Source organism: Vibrio nigripulchritudo, assembly GCF_027924785.1.
In the GTDB taxonomy this organism is placed as follows: Bacteria; Pseudomonadota; Gammaproteobacteria; order Enterobacterales; family Vibrionaceae; genus Vibrio; species Vibrio nigripulchritudo.
Genome location: NZ_AP027049.1, coordinates 2363167 through 2380203, shown reverse-complemented (window position 1 = coordinate 2380203; position 17037 = coordinate 2363167). Strand labels below are relative to the sequence as shown.

Sequence of the window (17037 nt, the reverse complement as noted above, 5' to 3'; positions counted from 1 at the left end):
AATTCAGTTATTGGGCAGAAGAAGCAGATCGAGACATAGCGTTCGCCATATCCCAACAAAGCCGGGCTGCGAGCCTCGCGGTTTGACCGTCGATGTCGAAGTTCGGGTTGTACTCTGCAATGTCTGCAATTTTGAGTTTGTTGTAGTTATTCAGAATTAAGGCGAAGTAAGGCGAGAAGGTATCTAGGCTTACTCCTTTTGCTGCGGGCGCGCTGACACCAGGTGCCGTCGCAGCGGGAAATACATCCAGATCGATGGTCAGGTAAATCACATCGTTCTGGTCGATAAATCGTTGCAGCTGAGTGAGCTGCTTTGTCAGGGTGCCAGCGTGCATTTGGGTGTCTTCGACATACCAGACGCCCAAATCATCAGCGCGCTTAAATAACGCTTTGGTATTGCTGGCGGCACTGATCCCCAAGCAAGCATAATTGAACGCCCAACCCTGCTGCTGGCAGTAATGATGAATTTGGTTGAATGGTGTGCCAGAACTTGGTTGTGCATTGGCTTCCGGATTGGTGGATTCAAACGCGCGCAAGTCGAAGTGAGCATCAAAATTGATGATGCCAATACGCGGTGACTTTATTTCTTTCTCTGACGCCCCTTTTTTCTTTAACGCCTGCTGCTTGAAGTAGCGAGCCAGACCAGAAAAAGACGCCCAGGCGATCTCATGTCCTCCGCCTAAAGTAATTGCGGGAGTGTGTTTAAGAGTTGAAGAGAGTACATCTGCAAGGGCACTCTGGCTTCGCTCCAGCTCGTCGCCTTCACATGTTACTGTACCGCCATCGAACAGCCGCGTGTCTTGGTGCCACGCCATATTCGCCAGTGCTTGTCGAATTTTGTCGGGCGCTTGCTGTGCGCCAACGCGACCTTTGTTACGCGCAACACCAGCATCACAAGCGAAACCGAGAATCGTCACGTCACCTGCTTGTGCATCGGTTGGCGTGCCGTGTTGAATTATGTGATGAACACGATGCCCAAGTTCTGCATCTTCCACATCATTTCGACCCTGCCATTGAAAGCGATTATCCGACATGGTGAATCTCTCCATTTACGATTCGAGCGTGTAAGTGTTGAATGCCTACCTGATAGCTCAGGTCTGCGGGGTGCGCGATGTTCCAGATAGCAAAATCCGCATCAAACCCGATTTCAATCTGACCTTTTTGGTCTTCTAAACCGAGCGCTTTTGCAGCATGACAGGTCACACCACGCAGCGTTTCTTCAGGCGTTAGGCGGAAAAGGGTGCACGCCATGTTCATCATTAGAGGTAAGTTAGCGAAAGGGGAGGTGCCCGGATTCAAATCGGTCGAAACCGCCATGGGGACGTTATGCTGACGAAGCAGTTCGATAGGCGGCTGCTGGGTTTCCCTCAAGAAATAGAAAGCACCTGGAAGTAAGGTCGCCACCGAGCCTGCTTTAGCAACCGCTTTTACACCTTCTTCATCCAAATATTCGATATGATCAACCGACAGCGCACCGTGTTCAGCCGCTAGCCTGCTACCGCCCAGATTACACAGCTGTTCGGTGTGCCCTTTGATTTTCAATCCGTGTGTTCTTGCGGCTTCGAATACACGCTGAGTTTGCTCCAGACTGAAACCGATGGATTCACAAAACACATCGACGGCGTCCGCGAGGTTTTCTTTCGCAGCTGCGGGTATGATTTCTTCACAAACCAGATTGATATAGGCATCTGGTTGGTCTTTAAATTCGGGTGGTACTGCGTGCGCAGCCAGGAGAGTGGTCTCAAGATGGATCGGGTATTCCTCAGCCAGACGTTTTGCTGCACGGAGCATCTTGAGTTCGTCTTCCAGTGTTAACCCGTAACCTGATTTGATTTCAATGCTGGTTACACCGGTGTTCATCAGCGCTTCAAGGCGAGGGCGAGACAACTCAACCAGTTCCTCAATGCTGGACTGGCGCGTGGCGTTCACCGTTGAAAGAATGCCGCCACCTTGTCTGGCGATTTCTTCGTAAGGTACGCCTGTTAAGCGCATTTCGAATTCATTGGCGCGGTTACCAGCAAAAACCAGATGTGTGTGGCAGTCGATTAAGCCCGGTGTGACCAGCTTGTCCTGATAGTCGATAACCTGAGAATCAGGCAGCGAAACATCAATTTCATCAGCGATTGCAACGATCTTCCCGTTTTCAATCAGCACACTTTTCGGACGCGACACTCTGTAGCCAGCTTCGCCTTCTGTCATGGTCACCAGTTTTGCGTTTATCAGTTTCCGCAGCATGATTTCTTCTTCGAAGTTCAAATGTATATACAAATAAATAGATGAAATCAGAAAAGTGGGCAAGACAGATGTTATAAAAGTGTGATCATTGAGTCGAAAATTGGGTACTCAGACGCTATCGCCTGAGTATTCGCAAGAGGGTGGAATATTATGCGGCTAAATATCGATTTTAGAGCTTAACTTATATCTGGAGCCCGGATGGTAAAGCTGGGCAGAACTCACCAGTTTATCGCCACTCCAGGTTCTTCTGTTCAGCAGCAAGCAGGGTTCGTATGTCTTTAGCTCTAAGGCATCGCGAATGCGAACATCAGGGTTAATCGCTTCTACCGTGTGCTCAATGGCACTTAACGGGCAGTTATCTGACAGGTACTGGTTGGGCGTAATGGTTGAAAAGTCCTGCTTTAAGTATTTTGGCGCATAAGCCGCGTTGACCCACCGAACTTCAAGTTGGATGGGTGTGCTGTCTTCAAAATGTATGATCTCACTGTAGAAAATATCACTGCCTAACATGACACCAAGCTTGGTGGCGATGGCATCGTCCGCTTTGAGTGATTTTTGCTTCAGCACCTGGCTATGGTATTGCTTTCCGCGGGAAGACACTTCGTCCGCAATATTTCGAATATCGAGCAGGGGAGATTCTGCTTTTTCTTCCTGAGCACAGACGAAAGTCCCTAATCTCGGAGTTCGCTTTAATTTCCCTTCTGATACCAAATCCCGAATCGCTTTGTTTACCGTCATCCTGCTCACCTCAAACTGATCCGTCAATTCGAGTTCTGTGGCGATACGTTGACCTACTGGCCATTCGTTAGATTCAATTTTATCCAGAATATAACGTTTGATTTGTATGTAGAGCGGAGTGCTTGCCATTACTGGTACCAATGCTTATTGACTATACAAATGATGCGGAATTTGAAACCCGATATCAAGACACTGGTTTCACAAAACGTTAGTTCGGTCATTGAACAGGTCACAAAACAGACTATTTGGTTTGCACTGCTAAACCGGATTCATAAGCGGATTGGAGCAGATAACCGGAAAGTTTTGTATTGAAATTGAGACAGATCTTGGTGGTCAAAATTCGATCTTTATCACGCTTTAAATATTCTTAAACGTTTAAGGTTAATTAAATGTTAAGAGAAAGTGGCTTTTTACCTCGCCTTCTAATGTTTCCCTTTTTAGGTATCGAGCCGGGTTTCTTAGCATTCACAACACTAAAAAACATGTTAAGAGGGAACATTAAATGAAACGCTACCAAGTTCAGTTACTCACAGCCGCTGTTGCTGCGTCTCTGTCTACAAGTGTATGGTCGCAGGATCTGATTTTTCCAGAGGGAGAAGGATATTTCTCATGGGGAGATCTTAAAGCTTTTGAAAATCTGAATCTGAAAGGACAAACCGTTACGGTTGCTGGTCCTTTCCTTGCCCCGGAAGACACCAAAATCCGAAATGTTTTTGCGTACTTCGAGAAAGTCACAGGCATTGATGTTCAGTACTCAGGGTCTGATGGATTCGAACAACAAATTGTTATTGATACCCAGGCAGGTAGCCCACCCAATATTGCAGCGTTTCCTCAGCCTGGCTTAGCTGCCGACCTCGCTTCTAAAGATCTGCTTGTTCCTCTCGGTGACAAGTATTCCGACTACGTGAAAAAGAACTATGCCGCGGGAAGTTCCTGGGTTGATCTTGGCACCTACAAAAACAAGTCAGGTAAGAAAGAATTCTACGGTGTCTTCTACAAAACAGACATCAAATCATTGGTCTGGTACTCGCCAGACAACTTTGAAGATGCAGGCTACGAAGTCCCACACTCCATGGAAGACCTACTAGCTCTGACGGAACAAATGGCAAAAGACGGCAATACACCATGGTGCATCGGTTTAGGTTCTGGTGGTGCAACTGGCTGGCCAGCAACAGACTGGGTGGAAGACATTCTGCTGAGAACTCAGAAGCCAGAAGTGTATGACGGCTGGGTGGACAACAGCATTAAGTTTACTGACCCACGAATTGTTGATGCGATCGAGAAATTCGGTGTGTTTGCACTGAACGACAAATACGTAGCTGGTGGCGCGGCATCTGTGGGCACCACCGACTTCCGCGACAGCCCGAAAGGTTTATTCACGGTGCCAGCTAAATGCTTTATGCACCATCAGGCGAGCTTCATCCCTGCGTTCTTCCCGAAAGGCACCGTTGTTGGTGAAGATGCCGACTTCTTCTACTTCCCATCTTATGAATCGAAAGACTTGGGCAACCCTGTGTTAGGCGCAGGTGTGGCTTACGCGGTAACCAAAGACTCTCCGGCTACCCGTGCAGTTATGGATTACTTACTGACACCGCTCGCGAACGAATTGTGGATGGCGCAGGGTGGATTCTTGTCTGCTCACAAAGGCGTAAATGTCGCGACGTATGAAAACGACGCACAAAGAAAACAGGGCGAAATTCTGCTGAATGCCACTACATTCCGCTTTGATGGTTCTGACCTGATGCCGGGTGCGGTCGGAGCTGGTTCTTTCTGGACTGGCATGGTCGATTTCGTCGGTGGTGAGTCTGCTGAAAAGGTCACTCAGTCTATTCAGAAAAGCTGGGACGACAACAAGTAACCAGTTTTAATGAATTCAAGGGTGGGCTTTGCTCACCCTCCTATCTCAATTTGTTTGATGGAGAGAGATTGTGATCGATCAACTCCTGGATTCTCTGTCTGCCATGCTTATCGCGGTAACGGTTTCTATCGCCTTTTACTACGCTGCGTATTTTGGTTTAGAGAAAGCGTTATCCAGTAAGAACTTGCAGGGTGAAGAGAAAAGAAAGCGTGATCAGCTCAGGCTGAAAGTGCAGCCATTTATCTTTGTCGGTCCTGCCTTAATATTGCTGACGATCTTTTTGGTGTACCCCGTCATCGAGACATTTCGTCTGTCTATGTATGACAGAACCGCGACCGAATTTGTCAGCTTCAGCAACTACTCATGGGCATTCGGCGACGAAGAATTTTCACAAGCCATTATTAACAACATTCTATGGCTGATATTTGTACCCACACTGAGCACTGGGTTGGGTTTGGTGATCGCCTACCTTGCTGACCGGATCTGGTGGGGGCAAGTAGCCAAAACGCTCATTTTCCTACCCATGGCGATTTCGTTTGTTGGGGCGAGTGTTATCTGGCGCTTTGTTTACGACTACCGAGGTGCAGACAGTGACCAAATCGGATTATTAAATGCCATTGTGGTGGCGCTGGGGGGCGAACCACAAGCCTGGATAGCCTTACCTTTCTGGAACAACCTTCTATTGATGGTCATTCTTATCTGGATTCAGACTGGCTTTGCCATGGTGCTGCTTGGCGCAGCTATGCGTGGGGTTTCTGAAGAAGTCTTGGAAGCGGCCAAACTGGATGGGGCGAATGACTTTCAAATCTTCCTGAAAATTCTTGTTCCTCAAATCATTCCGACCATTTTGGTGGTGTGGACGACCATTACCATTCTGGTGCTAAAAGTCTTCGACATTGTTCTGACCATGACCAACGGGCAATGGGATACAGAAGTCATGGCGAACCTGATGTTTGACTGGATGTTCCGTGGAGGAGGCGACTTCGGGAAAGGCAGTGCGATTGCCGTTGTCCTGATGATTGCGGTAATTCCGGTGATGTTGTGGAACATTAAAAAGGCAAGGGAAGAATAATGGAAAAAAATAAGAAAAAGCTCTCTGCCGGAATGCTATTCAAACATGGGCTGATCCTGTTTTTTGTGCTGACCTGGACTTTACCAACTCTAGGGCTGTTGGTCAGTTCGGTGCGAGACAAAGATCAACTGGCGGTGAGTGGCTGGTGGACAGCCATGATCACCACTGAACGTAATGAGGTGGTTCGCACGGGCAAAAAAGGCAGCGAAATTCGTGAAGGCGACCAGTTTGTTATTCAAGGCAACTTATTTGAGGAAGAGTCGGGAAGAACAGTAAAAAGCTGGGGGGAACGCGCCAAAGAAATCGACGCCCATAATCCCGGAGATTCTGTTGAACTGAAAAACGGTACGGTACTGACGGTACAGGAGAATGGTGACTACCGATGGGAGTCGGACAAGCCTTTTACCCACAAACGCGGTAAACGCATTTTTCATGTTGCCAACATTCCGCCTCGGTTCACCTTTGAAAACTATCTGGAAGTGCTGGCATCGGAAGGGGTAGGGCAAGCCTTTGTGAACTCCTTAACAGTGACGATTCCGGCGACCTTTATTCCCATCATGATTGCGGCATTTGCGGCTTATGGTCTGGCGTGGATGGATTTCAGAGGGAAAAGCATCATGTTGGCAATCATCGTTGGTTTGCTGGTGGTGCCTTTGCAAATGTCTTTGATTCCCGTGCTGCGCTTGTATAACGAGTTCGGCAACCTGTTCGACGTTGCCACCAAGTCTTACCCCGGAGTGTGGCTGGCACATACCGGATTTGGTCTGCCTCTGGCGATCTATCTGCTGCGAAATTACATGGCGGGGCTGCCAAAAGAGATCATGGAATCGTCCCGAATGGATGGGGCAAATCATTTCCAGACGTTTACAAAAGTGGTGCTCCCGCTGTCGCTTCCAGCATTGGCGTCTTTCGCCATCTTTCAGTTCTTATGGGTATGGAACGATCTGCTGGTGGCTATGGTGTACCTGGGGAACAGCGGAGACAAAATTGTATTAACAGCCCAGCTTCGTGAGCTTTTAGGGTCTCGCGGAGACAACTGGGAAATTTTAACCAGTGGCGCGTTTATTACCATAGTGGTGCCGCTGGTCGTGTTTTTATCGTTGCAGCGATACTTTGTTCGCGGCTTGCTGTCGGGTTCGGTTAAAGGAGGATAATAATGGCAATTTCAAATTCGGAATGGTGGCGTGGGGCAGTGATTTATCAAATTTACCCGCGCAGTTACATGGACAGCAATGGCGATGGGATTGGCGACTTAAACGGCATTACCAGCAAACTGCCTTACATCGCGAAATTGGGTGTCGATGCGATCTGGCTATCTCCAATCTTTGCTTCACCTATGGATGATTTTGGCTATGACATTGCTAACTACGTCGAAATCGATCCTATGTTCGGCACACTAGACGATTTCAAAACATTGCTGGATGAAGCGCATAAGCTCGGGCTGAAAGTGATTGTCGACCAAGTTTACAGTCACAGCAGTGACCAACACGCATGGTTTGAAGAAAGCCGACAAGACAGAACCAACCCGAAAGCGGACTGGTATGTCTGGGCAGACGCAAAAGAAGACGGCACACCACCAAACAACTGGCTCAGTATTTTTGGTGGTTCAGCATGGCAATGGGACAGCCGTCGTCAGCAGTATTACCAGCATAACTTTTTAGCCTCGCAGCCAGACCTGAACTTCCACAATCCAGAGGTGCAACAAGCCACGTTGGATACCGCAAAGTTCTGGATGGATTTGGGCGTCGATGGTTTCCGGTTAGATGTGGTGAACATGTTCTTCCAAGATAAAGAGCTGAGAGACAACCCGCCAGTGAGAAAACCGGAAGAGCAGTTTGTGGGTACAGATAAGAAAAATCCATTCAGCTATCAATATCACTGCCACCAACTGACTCAGCCAGAAAACCTTGAATTCTTGCAGAAACTGCGAGCGGTGCTGGATGAGTACCCCGATCGATTCACTGTAGGAGAAATTGGCGCACCCGAAGGGCTTAAAGTGATGGCGGAGTATACGTCTGGTAGCGATAAACTCCACTCGGCTTACACCTTCGAACTGCTTGGTGACGAGCATGGCGCTTCTCACATTCAGGGAACGCTGGAGCGAATTGAAGAAAATCTGGGGTCGGGCTGGCCATGTTTCGCATTAAGCAACCATGATGTGGTGCGTAGCGCTACTCGCTGGAGCACCGACAGCAATGGCATTAAGTTAGAGCGAGAGTCGCTGGCGAAAGCCAGCATGGTGTTCCTGCTTACCCTAAAAGGCAGCGCATGCATTTATCAGGGGGAGGAGCTTGGGTTGCCGGAAGCGAATGTGCGTTTCGAAGACTTGCAAGATCCATTTGGAATCGAGTTTTGGCCGGACTTCAAAGGTCGTGACGGATGTCGTACCCCAATGATTTGGAACCAAGAAGGCGGCTTTAGCACAGCCGAGTCGACATGGCTGCCAGTAGAAGAGGCGCATAAGCCACTTAATCCGGAAGATCAACAGCAACAGGCAAGCTCAATGCTGAATTTTGTGCAGCAGTTTGTGGCGTGGCGTAAGACCAAACCACTGCTGAAAGGTGGAGACTTCAAGTGGCACTCGCTGCATCCTGAATTGATCAGTTTTGAACGATACCTAGAGGATCAGAGAATGCTTATTGTGCTGAACCTGACTGGTGAAGAAATCGCTCTGCCAGAACTTGGGGAGCATGGGCTGGCTATTGAATCATTAGAAGATATCGGTTTGCCTTACAGCCAGTCCGATGGTGTGTTTACGCTTCCATCTGCGGGTGGATTCATCGCAAACCTGAAAAGCAGTGAGGGGTGACAGATGGCATCAGTAACCTTTAAAAATGTCAAAAAGGACTACAGCGGAACCCAGGTAGTAAAAGGGTTTGATTTGGAAATTCAGGATGGTGAATTCGTCGTATTGCTGGGCTCTTCGGGGTGCGGTAAATCGACAACTTTGCGCATGGTTGCAGGGTTGGAAGACATCAGCAGTGGGGAAATATTCCTTGATGATGTGTGCATCAACGACGTCGACCCGAAAGATCGCGACCTCGCCATGGTATTCCAGAGCTATGCGTTGTATCCCCATATGTCGGTGTACGACAACATCGCGTTTTCCCTCAAGCTGAAAAAGATGCCGAAGGATAAGATCGACCAGCGAGTCGAATGGGCGGCGGATTTGCTTGAACTCACGCCACTTCTTGATCGAAAGCCTAAAGCGTTATCGGGTGGTCAGCGCCAGCGTGTTGCGATGGGGCGGGCGATGGTTCGAACGCCTAAGCTCTTCTTGTTTGACGAACCGTTGTCCAATCTCGATGCCAAGCTGCGTGCTCAGATGCGTGCGGAAATCAAAGGGCTTCATCGCGAGCTGGAAACCACCACCATCTACGTCACACACGATCAGGTTGAAGCCATGACACTGGCGGACCGCATCGTGATTATGGAGAAGGGAGTGATTGCCCAAATCGGCTCACCAAAAGAGGTGTTCAACCGGCCAGTGAACAAGTTTGTTGCAGGATTTATCGGTAATCCCAGCATGAATATGATCGATACATCGGTTTCCGACTCGGAAGGAAAAGCGTCTCTTGCGCTGAATGGCGGCAGTATTCAGATACCCGAGCAGTTTGACCAGGTAACTGCTGGTAACCAAGTGACGTTAGGAATTCGACCAACCGATATTCATCTTAAACCTGAATTTGTTGGGCACGACAATCACGTGTCTGTGAAATGCAAACTGGTGGATTACGAATTGCTGGGAGCCAGCATGCTGATCCGTGCGGAAATTGGCGACCAGCCTTTGTCACTGGAAGTGCCAGCTGACGACGATTTTTCGCCCGATGAAGATTTCTTCACTGGCTATCTGGATTTGAATTCAATTCACTTGTTTGACGCAGAAAAAGGACAAACATTACGCAGATAATTTGTTAGTCTATCCGACCCACTTTTGGGGCTGATAGATTGCAAAAACAGGACGTTGAACGCATTATGACCGCTAAAAAACTGACACTAAAAGACGTTTCACTCGCTTTGGGCGTGTCCACGGCGACCATTTCTAATGCGTTCAACCGCCCCAATCAGTTATCCGAAAAACTTCGTTTACACATTCTCGCTGAGTGCGAAAAAATGGGGTTTTACGGTCCCAATGCGGCAGCTAGAAGTCTGAAAATTGGTAAGTCAGGCATTATTGGTGTGTCGCTGGCTGAGCACCTGCAATACAACTTCAGTGACCCGATTGCCACTCAGTTTCTGACGGGGGTATCGGAAGTGTTTGATGAAGAAAATATCAATATTCTTCTGCTCCCCAGCCGTGTTGGATTCGCTGAAAGCCGCTCTTTCGATGCGTATGCCGACGGCTTTATTGTGTACGGTCCCCCAAAAGATGACGAAATGCTGGCAAGGCTGATACGCCAGCATAAACCCATGGTTTCCGTCGACGTCGATATCGATGGTGTCTGCCACATTAATACCGATGATGAAGGTGCCGCTTCGCTTATTGCCACCCACACACTGAGTCAACCGTTCCAACAAGTCTGTATTCTTGGGCTGCGCCTGACCGCATCCCGAGAAGTCGAACAGATAAAAACGTCTGATCTGCTTGCACCAAATCTGTCGGTTTCAAATCGCCGCTTGCTGGGCATGCAGAATGTGCTCAAAGCCAAAACAGGTCATTTTCTGTCGGATGAATTCATCTGGAATGTGCCAGACAACAACTTTGAGCAAGGCTACGCCGCTGCCCAAAAAGCCATTGAAACCACCAGACCAGACGTCATTCTCTGTATGAGTGATGTAATTGCATTAGGGGCGATGCAAGCTTGCCAAGATGCAGGATTGAATGTTCCTGCTGATGTAAGAATCTCCGGTTTTGATGACATTCCCCAAGCCAAAACCGCTGGGTTAACCACCATTCATCAGGCTCAGAGAGAAAAAGGACGCTTGGCCGCCCATATGATTTTAGGAAAAGAACCTCTAAAGAGCTGTGTGATTGACAGTGAATTGTGCGTCCGAACCAGTGCGTAGATTCGAGTCGTATTCGCAGCTTAATCTTGGTTTAAAAAAATAAACCCTTAAGGTCTACTAACTCTCGGGAGGAAAGGATGCCAAAAGTAGTTTCAGTCAGTAAATGTGCTGAGCATAATTTTTCTAAATCAGTTGTTGGTTCCATATTGCTTATTGAGGGGGAAGGTATTGAGGGAGATGCTCATAGGGGGAAAACTGTAAAACATCGCTCCAGAGTCAAAGTTGATCCAACTCAGCCAAATCTTAGACAAGTTCATCTTCTTCATAATGAGTTATTCGCCGAGCTTGATGCTAAAGGGTTCAAAGTTGAGCCCGCATCACTTGGTGAGAACATAACAACATCAGGTATTGATTTACTTGGCTTACCAAAAGATACAGTAGTTAGGTTCAGTAGTGGTGCGGAAGTACTAATTACAGGTCTACGAAACCCTTGCCCGCAAATTGAGGGGTACCAAACTGGGTTATTATCTGCCGTTTTAGGCAAAGACAACTCAGGAAAATTAATCCGCAAGGCAGGAGTAATGGGGATCGTTAAAATAGGTGGGCGAGTGTCGGCCGGTGACAGCATAGTGGTTGAGTTACCAGACGAACCATTTCAACCCTTAAAAAGAGTTTAGCAGAAAGCGTAAGCCCAACGCGCGTGATACGACATATTTAGTGGTGATAGAGACCATCACCAATCAGATTATGGAGTGTTCTAGCTCAATAATGCGCGTAGCAATGTGATTATTATCCTGAATGCATATATGGTACATTCGCTGTAGTGACCAACATGTCATGGTAAGTATCAGATTTGTGTGTAACGACTTTTCCCGTTGAAGTTAATGTCATAGATACTAAAGCCATTTTTGCTAACTCGATACCACCTCAGCATGGCAGAGTTTCAAAACAGAAATTCATTTCATTCGTTATACGTATCCGAGGAAATTGACGTTGCAGGAAATTTTAAGAGAAGGACTGCCATATTTGACAGTTTTGGGTAGCGTTGTCGCTTTTAGCTTTACTGTATTCAAGTATCTTCATTCCCAAAGAGAAATATCGAAAAATAAGAGATTTGAGCAATACAACAAATTATTTGAGTGGGTTGCGGGCAGAACTGCTGAAGGAAGCCTATTGGTAAACACGCAGCAAGCGATGGCAGTATACCAATTATCTGAGTTTCCAGAATACAAGGAGATGACCTTGCCAATCATCAACTATTACCTCACTCAAACGGCAAGTGAAGGTGAAGAGAGTTTGTTCCGGAGTTCTTTGTTATACACAAAGGAAAAACTTGAGCAAAGTATATAGCAGATGGTGCAAGAGTGATTTGCAATACTTAGCATTTTCACTACGCGTTGATTTAGGTGTTTAAAGTGGTATATGGGAGATACGGTATTACGTGGTTCTCCCCCTTTATTAGGGCGTTATATTTTGTAAGCAAAGGAGTGTTCAATGAGTTTAGATACTTGGATGATGTTTTTTCTAGCATATTTAGTCGTAACATTATCGCCAGGTCCTAATGTATTGTTAGTGGTTAAAAATAGCGTTCAATATGGTATTTGGTCTGCATTCACTACAGTTTTAGGTAATTTGTTTTGCCAGCTTCTCATTGTTGGTTTGGTTGCTATCGGGGTAGGGGAATTCCTTGCTCGATTACCTGCATGGTTTTTTGTCATGAAATGTGTGGGTGGTTTGTACTTAATTTACCTTGGAATCAGAAGCTTCAAACAAGTGAAGAAAGATAGCCTTACACTAGCCAATCTAGATTTTGAACGACCGAAAAGTAACTCTAAATCCCTTTTCAGAGAGGCATTTTTTGTTTCAGTGAGCAATCCCAAAACAATGATTTTTCTATCGGCATTCCTACCCCAGTTTTTAGATACCAGTCACTCTCATGCAACGCAATTTGTCATAATGTATTTGTCAATTTGCGTTATTGTGTCGGGTGTCCACTTGAGCTACGCACTGGCTATTTGTCGCATAGGAAAAAAGCTGAATGCCAAAAAGTTTGAGGGTAGGCTCGCAAAAGTCTCAGGTAGCTTGTTCATAGGAATGGGTGGTGGAGTTCTTTTGAGTTCAAAGCCCTAAATATAACAAGATGCACAGCTGATCATTGACATCGATTGGGTAGCAATGGTGCTTACGTTTCTTGTTATTTGGCAAATCGAAAATAAGACCAAGATGGGCTTTATTTTAATGATGTGCGGCAACACTAGTTGGGTCGTTGTAGGTTATCTTTTTGGTCGTGTGGTAATGATAATTGCAAATATCATCTTTTTCTCAATGAATCTTGGAGCAGTCATTAAATGGTCTACACCTGAAAAAGAGCTGAAAGTTGGCTTGGCTGAGCAGTCATCTACAAGCTAAAAATTGCACGTTCATAAAAAGTATTGAAGTTGGACTCTCAGTGCGTAGAATTTTCGGCTTAACAAGATTAAGTGTTTACAGCACAAAGAGTTACATTAGGTGGGAGTGTCGTCCACCACTTGGTGTGGCGTTGCGATTCAATTAATAATATTTGGAGTTAATATGAAAAAATTCCGTGTTTTACTGTCGGCAGCTTTGCTATTTGCATCCTCTACTGCGACAGCTAGTGTCGTGCACTGGACTGTTTTGATCAACAAAGTGTACGTTGGTGATGATACCGCAAAAGTATTTGTACATGGAGCAAAGCATCCAAATCCTGGAGGCTCTCAATGGAATTGCACTAGCAACTTGGTTAGTTTGGGAGGATACACAGACCCAATTCCTGCGAGTTTAAAGTTTTCAGCGGCTATGGAGGCTTACAAATCAGGAACTACCGCTCGAATAGGTGTTGAAGGTAGTGGTACTGAGTGTAAATTAAAATACATTACCATCAATTAATTTGGTGAACACTTCAACCTAGAAAAGTCTTTAAACCGACTGATAACACGTAATATTTTGGTATGCTGTTTTCGGTTGAAACTGGCGTAATCGATATAGAGGTAAATGTGAGAAAAACACTCTACAAAGCTATATTATGTGGGTTTGCATTTTTTGCTTTCCCGTAAATTGCTCAAAACTTGGAACAAACAGTTTCAACGGTTGAAACACTTCAATCTTACCCAGAATATGGGGGAGGCGATGTTATATTTACGTTGAAAACCAAGGGCTCCATCTGTAAAGGTTTTTGGCTCAAGAAAGATTCTCCAGGACAGCAAACAACTTTCAGTATTTTACTGGCAGCGTTTCAAACCAATACATCAGTAAGTGTGTATGGTCACCCTGAAGCACATAACAAATGGAATGGCTCAGCTACTCATTTCTGTAAACTTTATACTGTTCAATATCTAAAGTGATGACGAATATAATATGAGCCTTCCGCCTGTATATAGACATTAACAATGGCTTGGCTGCGTTAGCAGCCAACTTAACTCGAACAACAAAGTTAACGATTTCTTTTTATCATTTCGATCATTAAATATGGCCTGCGACAAACACATATAGTGACTTTTTTTGCTTCAGCCTCCCCCTATACAATGTTTCTTTGGCGATATCGGTTAACCCTGTTGGTTCTGTTTAAATCGTATGTGTTCCTTTCAATAATGCGCGCCACCGCACGCTTCTAATTCTATACGCTTAGGTGGAATATTCGTTAATATAGTCAGTAAGTTATGGTTGGTTTGGGGTTTATGGGAAGCGACTTTTCCGTGGCATGGTGATGTGGATACTAGAGTGTTTTTTCACTAAGTCGATCCCGCAAAATAAGAATACTTAGATATGGTGCTTTCACTGTTAATCGAATCAACTCAAGTGTGATTGATTCTCAGGAGGGGAAAACCATGTCATTTGTTAATTGAAAGAGGGGTACAAATTGAAGATCTTAAGATATATATTATTTTCCGCGGGCTTAGCTTTTAGTTTTAATGTAAGTGCTTCACAAATAGTTACGCCAATTGGAGTTGGTTGTGACACTGAAGATGGAACATGCTTTGTTATTTTGAAGGAACATGTATCTAACTCAGAATGTACTCAAAAAAATCAATTAAGATTAAACCCTAATAAAAAAGGGAGTCAGGGGCAATATTCCGCTGCCTTGGCTGCTGTCATGGGAGGTAAAAAGTTAAGAGTTGCATTGAATGGCTGCCACCAAAATCATCCTGCACCTTCATGGTTTTATGTTACGGACTAATAAGGAAAATGCATAACACATATTGTGTCTCTCACAATACGGTACCAGTGCTGCCAACGTTGCTCCTCAGGGACGCTAGATACCACGCATTTTATTGAAACTAAATCAAAAATCACCGTGAAGCTTTCTGCTCCACGGTGATTCTGTTGAGTGCTAATTTCTGTTACTTAGCCGAATAAAATATGAAATTCACGCACGGATTTTCTGTGCTATTCCAAGGGAAAGTACCTGCGATGCAGAAAGAGTATCGGTTTACATCTCCTAGGTTATCAAAGATTTTAACCACGCCATTAAATCGATTGGTATTGTGAATGTCGCTTGAGTTTTGTATGTGGTGGAAACTTAAATATGGATCCTGCGTGCTGTACACGGACTGGCTGCCGTCAAACACTGCTTCCATAGACTTGTCGAGCCTAATTGAATGCGGTCTCGCTTGAGCTTCATAGCGTTTACCATTGAACAATACGACGGCTTTTGGCGGCTGAGGCTCATCTCCCCTTACGGTTAAGTCCAGTTCATATTTCTGCAGCTCACCTTTTGAACCGGGGGGGAAAGGAACGTACTTCGTAAAATTCCTATTGTCTACATACAGTTCAACGCTCACATTCTTACTGGTTAAGAACTTATCGAGATTGAGCTCAGGTGTTTTGGTCGAAACAGCGGTTATCAGAGATTTGCCGAATGTCTCGTCAAACACTCTCCAGTGGTATATCCACTCTGTAGCTTGAGCTGGTTCAGTTGCAGAAATGGTTGGAATTTGCTGGACTTGCGCGGATAGCTTGTTTTGCCAATTGTCGACACTTGGAGACGCAACATTGGTTGGCGTTACATTAACCTTCCAACTCCTGTTCCCATCGCTGCCACCGCCATAAAGCTCCTTAGAAAAAGAGATCTTCCCAGTCGCTGTTGTTCTCAAATAGAGCACTTTCACGTTATCGGAAAAGTCTACGCCCGCGTAACGGAATAATCCTGTTAACTGTACCGCATTAGTATCCTTACTGTATGCCTTCCAACCAGAAGTCTCACTTAAGTTTTGGTCGCCAATAGCAATGCAATCTCCCACATTTATAGAAGTGTAGGTCTCGTCTGTAAGAGCCGTTGCTGGAATAGGAGTACTATTCGCCGCATGGCACGTGGGTTGAGTCTCTGCACCACTAATAACAAGGTCGAACCTAACAAGCCTTGTTTCAGTATCACTGACAACTTTTGCATCAATTTTAACGTTCTCAGAAGAATCCGTAGCAAGATAATCGTATTCATCGAACATTTCATAGGTGAATTGGGTTCGGGATGCGTTAACCGTGACCAAGCCTCGATTTGAATTCTGGCTGAGTCTGGAGCTGGATGTGCTGAAGTTTGCTTGTTCGAACCGCGCGTTTGATCCACTTACAAAATCTGAAGCGCTAAATGTCCTTGTTTGTGATTTGATGATAGGTGGTGGGGTTATCACCGTAGGTTCTACGCTTTCAATTTCAAGCTTCGCACAAAATGGATACGCCTTTGTAATGGTGTTGCTTCGCGACACACAAGATTCGACATGGTAGGTGCCAACTTCGCTTATGGGTAGGACAATAAAGTCTAATGTTGTATACGTATTTGTTGTGCCACTTGGGTTTTTCACCGTCCAAAGTGCAGATTTAAGTAATTGATGTTGAGCATTTCTGAGTGTTATTGAATTGACATCATTTGTTTCGGGCTTGAACACAGTAATCTTGTGCACTTTATTATCGGTTCTTGCTCTTACAGAGTCGCCATTTGAAATATCGATTTGGGCGCCATAGGCCCAGGACAACGCGTTGCCAGGTTGAATTGGGTGAGTGGGTACTGGGTCGGTAGGCGAAGTGCCTCCAGAATCGGATCCTCCTCCGCAGGCACATAAGCCAAGTGCAGCGGAAGCTAACAACGCGTTTTTCATTATGGTTTCCTGACATTTTAATAGAAAGTTGAGCTGTCAGGTAAAGTAGGGAGCCGGGTATTAATTTTGTGTTAACTT

The 17037-nt window shown here is 45.8% G+C and carries 16 protein-coding genes; 12 read left to right on the top strand and 4 right to left on the bottom strand.

Annotated elements, in window-relative coordinates:
• Nucleotides 1-7: 7 nt before the first annotated feature.
• The 3 genes from hutG to hutC all read right to left on the bottom strand — a co-directional run bounded on the left by hutG (nt 8) and on the right by hutC (nt 3101).
• Nucleotides 8-1048, bottom strand: a complete 1041-nt coding sequence (gene hutG / locus QMG91_RS10940) for a formimidoylglutamase (RefSeq protein ID WP_281826441.1) — start codon at nt 1046-1048, stop codon at nt 8-10.
• Nucleotides 1023-2234, bottom strand: coding sequence for an imidazolonepropionase (gene hutI / locus QMG91_RS10935; RefSeq protein ID WP_281826439.1), 1212 nt, complete (start codon nt 2232-2234; stop codon nt 1023-1025). Before hutI ends, hutG begins: the two co-directional genes overlap by 26 nt.
• 156 nt (nt 2235-2390) lie before the next feature.
• On the bottom strand, nt 2391-3101 hold the full coding sequence (gene hutC / locus QMG91_RS10930; protein WP_022592253.1) for a histidine utilization repressor: 711 nt from the start codon (nt 3099-3101) through the stop codon (nt 2391-2393).
• A 373-nt stretch (nt 3102-3474) separates the two neighbouring features.
• Here hutC and QMG91_RS10925 point away from each other — a divergent pair, with 373 nt between their 5' ends.
• The 12 genes from QMG91_RS10925 to QMG91_RS10870 all read left to right on the top strand — a co-directional run bounded on the left by QMG91_RS10925 (nt 3475) and on the right by QMG91_RS10870 (nt 15044).
• Entirely contained in the window at nt 3475-4830 is a 1356-nt protein-coding gene (locus QMG91_RS10925; RefSeq protein WP_004401459.1) for an ABC transporter substrate-binding protein, read from the top strand.
• Between the two features lie 70 nt (nt 4831-4900).
• Nucleotides 4901-5902, top strand: a complete 1002-nt coding sequence (locus QMG91_RS10920; protein ID WP_022592251.1) for a carbohydrate ABC transporter permease — start codon at nt 4901-4903, stop codon at nt 5900-5902.
• Nucleotides 5902-7056: a carbohydrate ABC transporter permease gene (locus QMG91_RS10915; RefSeq protein ID WP_281826435.1), complete on the top strand. Its 1155-nt coding sequence runs from the start codon at nt 5902-5904 to the stop codon at nt 7054-7056. Before QMG91_RS10920 ends, QMG91_RS10915 begins: the two co-directional genes overlap by 1 nt.
• Nucleotides 7057-7058: 2 nt before the next feature.
• The gene (locus tag QMG91_RS10910; protein WP_281826433.1) at nt 7059-8711 is read left to right on the top strand and encodes an alpha-glucosidase; all 1653 of its coding nucleotides are present in this window, start codon (nt 7059-7061) and stop codon (nt 8709-8711) included.
• 3 nt (nt 8712-8714) lie between these two features.
• A complete protein-coding gene (locus QMG91_RS10905; RefSeq protein WP_022550299.1) occupies nt 8715-9812 on the top strand; it encodes an ABC transporter ATP-binding protein in 1098 nt (365 codons plus the stop codon).
• Between the two features lie 65 nt (nt 9813-9877).
• On the top strand, nt 9878-10909 hold the full coding sequence (locus tag QMG91_RS10900) for a LacI family DNA-binding transcriptional regulator (RefSeq protein ID WP_281826431.1): 1032 nt from the start codon (nt 9878-9880) through the stop codon (nt 10907-10909).
• 77 nt (nt 10910-10986) lie between these two features.
• Entirely contained in the window at nt 10987-11526 is a 540-nt protein-coding gene (locus tag QMG91_RS10895; RefSeq protein WP_281826430.1) for an MOSC domain-containing protein, read from the top strand.
• A 316-nt stretch (nt 11527-11842) separates the two neighbouring features.
• Nucleotides 11843-12199: a hypothetical protein gene (locus QMG91_RS10890; RefSeq protein ID WP_281826428.1), complete on the top strand. Its 357-nt coding sequence runs from the start codon at nt 11843-11845 to the stop codon at nt 12197-12199.
• A gap of 144 nt (nt 12200-12343) precedes the next feature.
• On the top strand, nt 12344-12979 hold the full coding sequence (locus QMG91_RS10885) for a LysE family translocator (protein WP_004400737.1): 636 nt from the start codon (nt 12344-12346) through the stop codon (nt 12977-12979).
• Between the two features lie 45 nt (nt 12980-13024).
• Nucleotides 13025-13258: a PnuC protein gene (locus QMG91_RS10880; RefSeq protein WP_281826425.1), complete on the top strand. Its 234-nt coding sequence runs from the start codon at nt 13025-13027 to the stop codon at nt 13256-13258.
• Between the two features lie 162 nt (nt 13259-13420).
• Entirely contained in the window at nt 13421-13756 is a 336-nt protein-coding gene (locus tag QMG91_RS10875) for a hypothetical protein (protein WP_281826423.1), read from the top strand.
• Nucleotides 13757-14726: 970 nt separating this feature from the next.
• The gene (locus QMG91_RS10870) at nt 14727-15044 is read left to right on the top strand and encodes a hypothetical protein (protein WP_281826422.1); all 318 of its coding nucleotides are present in this window, start codon (nt 14727-14729) and stop codon (nt 15042-15044) included.
• 163 nt (nt 15045-15207) lie between these two features.
• Here the strand turns inward: QMG91_RS10870 and QMG91_RS10865 are convergent, their stop codons facing one another.
• A complete protein-coding gene (locus QMG91_RS10865; RefSeq protein WP_281826420.1) occupies nt 15208-16959 on the bottom strand; it encodes a hypothetical protein in 1752 nt (583 codons plus the stop codon).
• Nucleotides 16960-17037: the final 78 nt, after the last annotated feature.

Excerpts from the sequence above, each read along its gene's own strand:
- hutG (WP_281826441.1), bottom strand. The coding sequence starts at position 1,048 with ATGGAGAGATTCACCATGTCGGATAATCGCTTTCAATGGCAGGGTCGA.
- hutI (WP_281826439.1), bottom strand. The coding sequence starts at position 2,234 with ATGCTGCGGAAACTGATAAACGCAAAACTGGTGACCATGACAGAAGGC.
- hutC (WP_022592253.1), bottom strand. The coding sequence starts at position 3,101 with ATGGCAAGCACTCCGCTCTACATACAAATCAAACGTTATATTCTGGAT.
- QMG91_RS10925 (WP_004401459.1), top strand. The coding sequence starts at position 3,475 with ATGAAACGCTACCAAGTTCAGTTACTCACAGCCGCTGTTGCTGCGTCT.
- QMG91_RS10915 (WP_281826435.1), top strand. The coding sequence starts at position 5,902 with ATGGAAAAAAATAAGAAAAAGCTCTCTGCCGGAATGCTATTCAAACAT.
- QMG91_RS10910 (WP_281826433.1), top strand. The coding sequence starts at position 7,059 with ATGGCAATTTCAAATTCGGAATGGTGGCGTGGGGCAGTGATTTATCAA.
- QMG91_RS10905 (WP_022550299.1), top strand. The coding sequence starts at position 8,715 with ATGGCATCAGTAACCTTTAAAAATGTCAAAAAGGACTACAGCGGAACC.
- QMG91_RS10900 (WP_281826431.1), top strand. The coding sequence starts at position 9,878 with ATGACCGCTAAAAAACTGACACTAAAAGACGTTTCACTCGCTTTGGGC.
- QMG91_RS10895 (WP_281826430.1), top strand. The coding sequence starts at position 10,987 with ATGCCAAAAGTAGTTTCAGTCAGTAAATGTGCTGAGCATAATTTTTCT.
- QMG91_RS10885 (WP_004400737.1), top strand. The coding sequence starts at position 12,344 with ATGAGTTTAGATACTTGGATGATGTTTTTTCTAGCATATTTAGTCGTA.
- QMG91_RS10880 (WP_281826425.1), top strand. The coding sequence starts at position 13,025 with ATGGTGCTTACGTTTCTTGTTATTTGGCAAATCGAAAATAAGACCAAG.
- QMG91_RS10875 (WP_281826423.1), top strand. The coding sequence starts at position 13,421 with ATGAAAAAATTCCGTGTTTTACTGTCGGCAGCTTTGCTATTTGCATCC.
- QMG91_RS10865 (WP_281826420.1), bottom strand. The coding sequence starts at position 16,959 with ATGAAAAACGCGTTGTTAGCTTCCGCTGCACTTGGCTTATGTGCCTGC.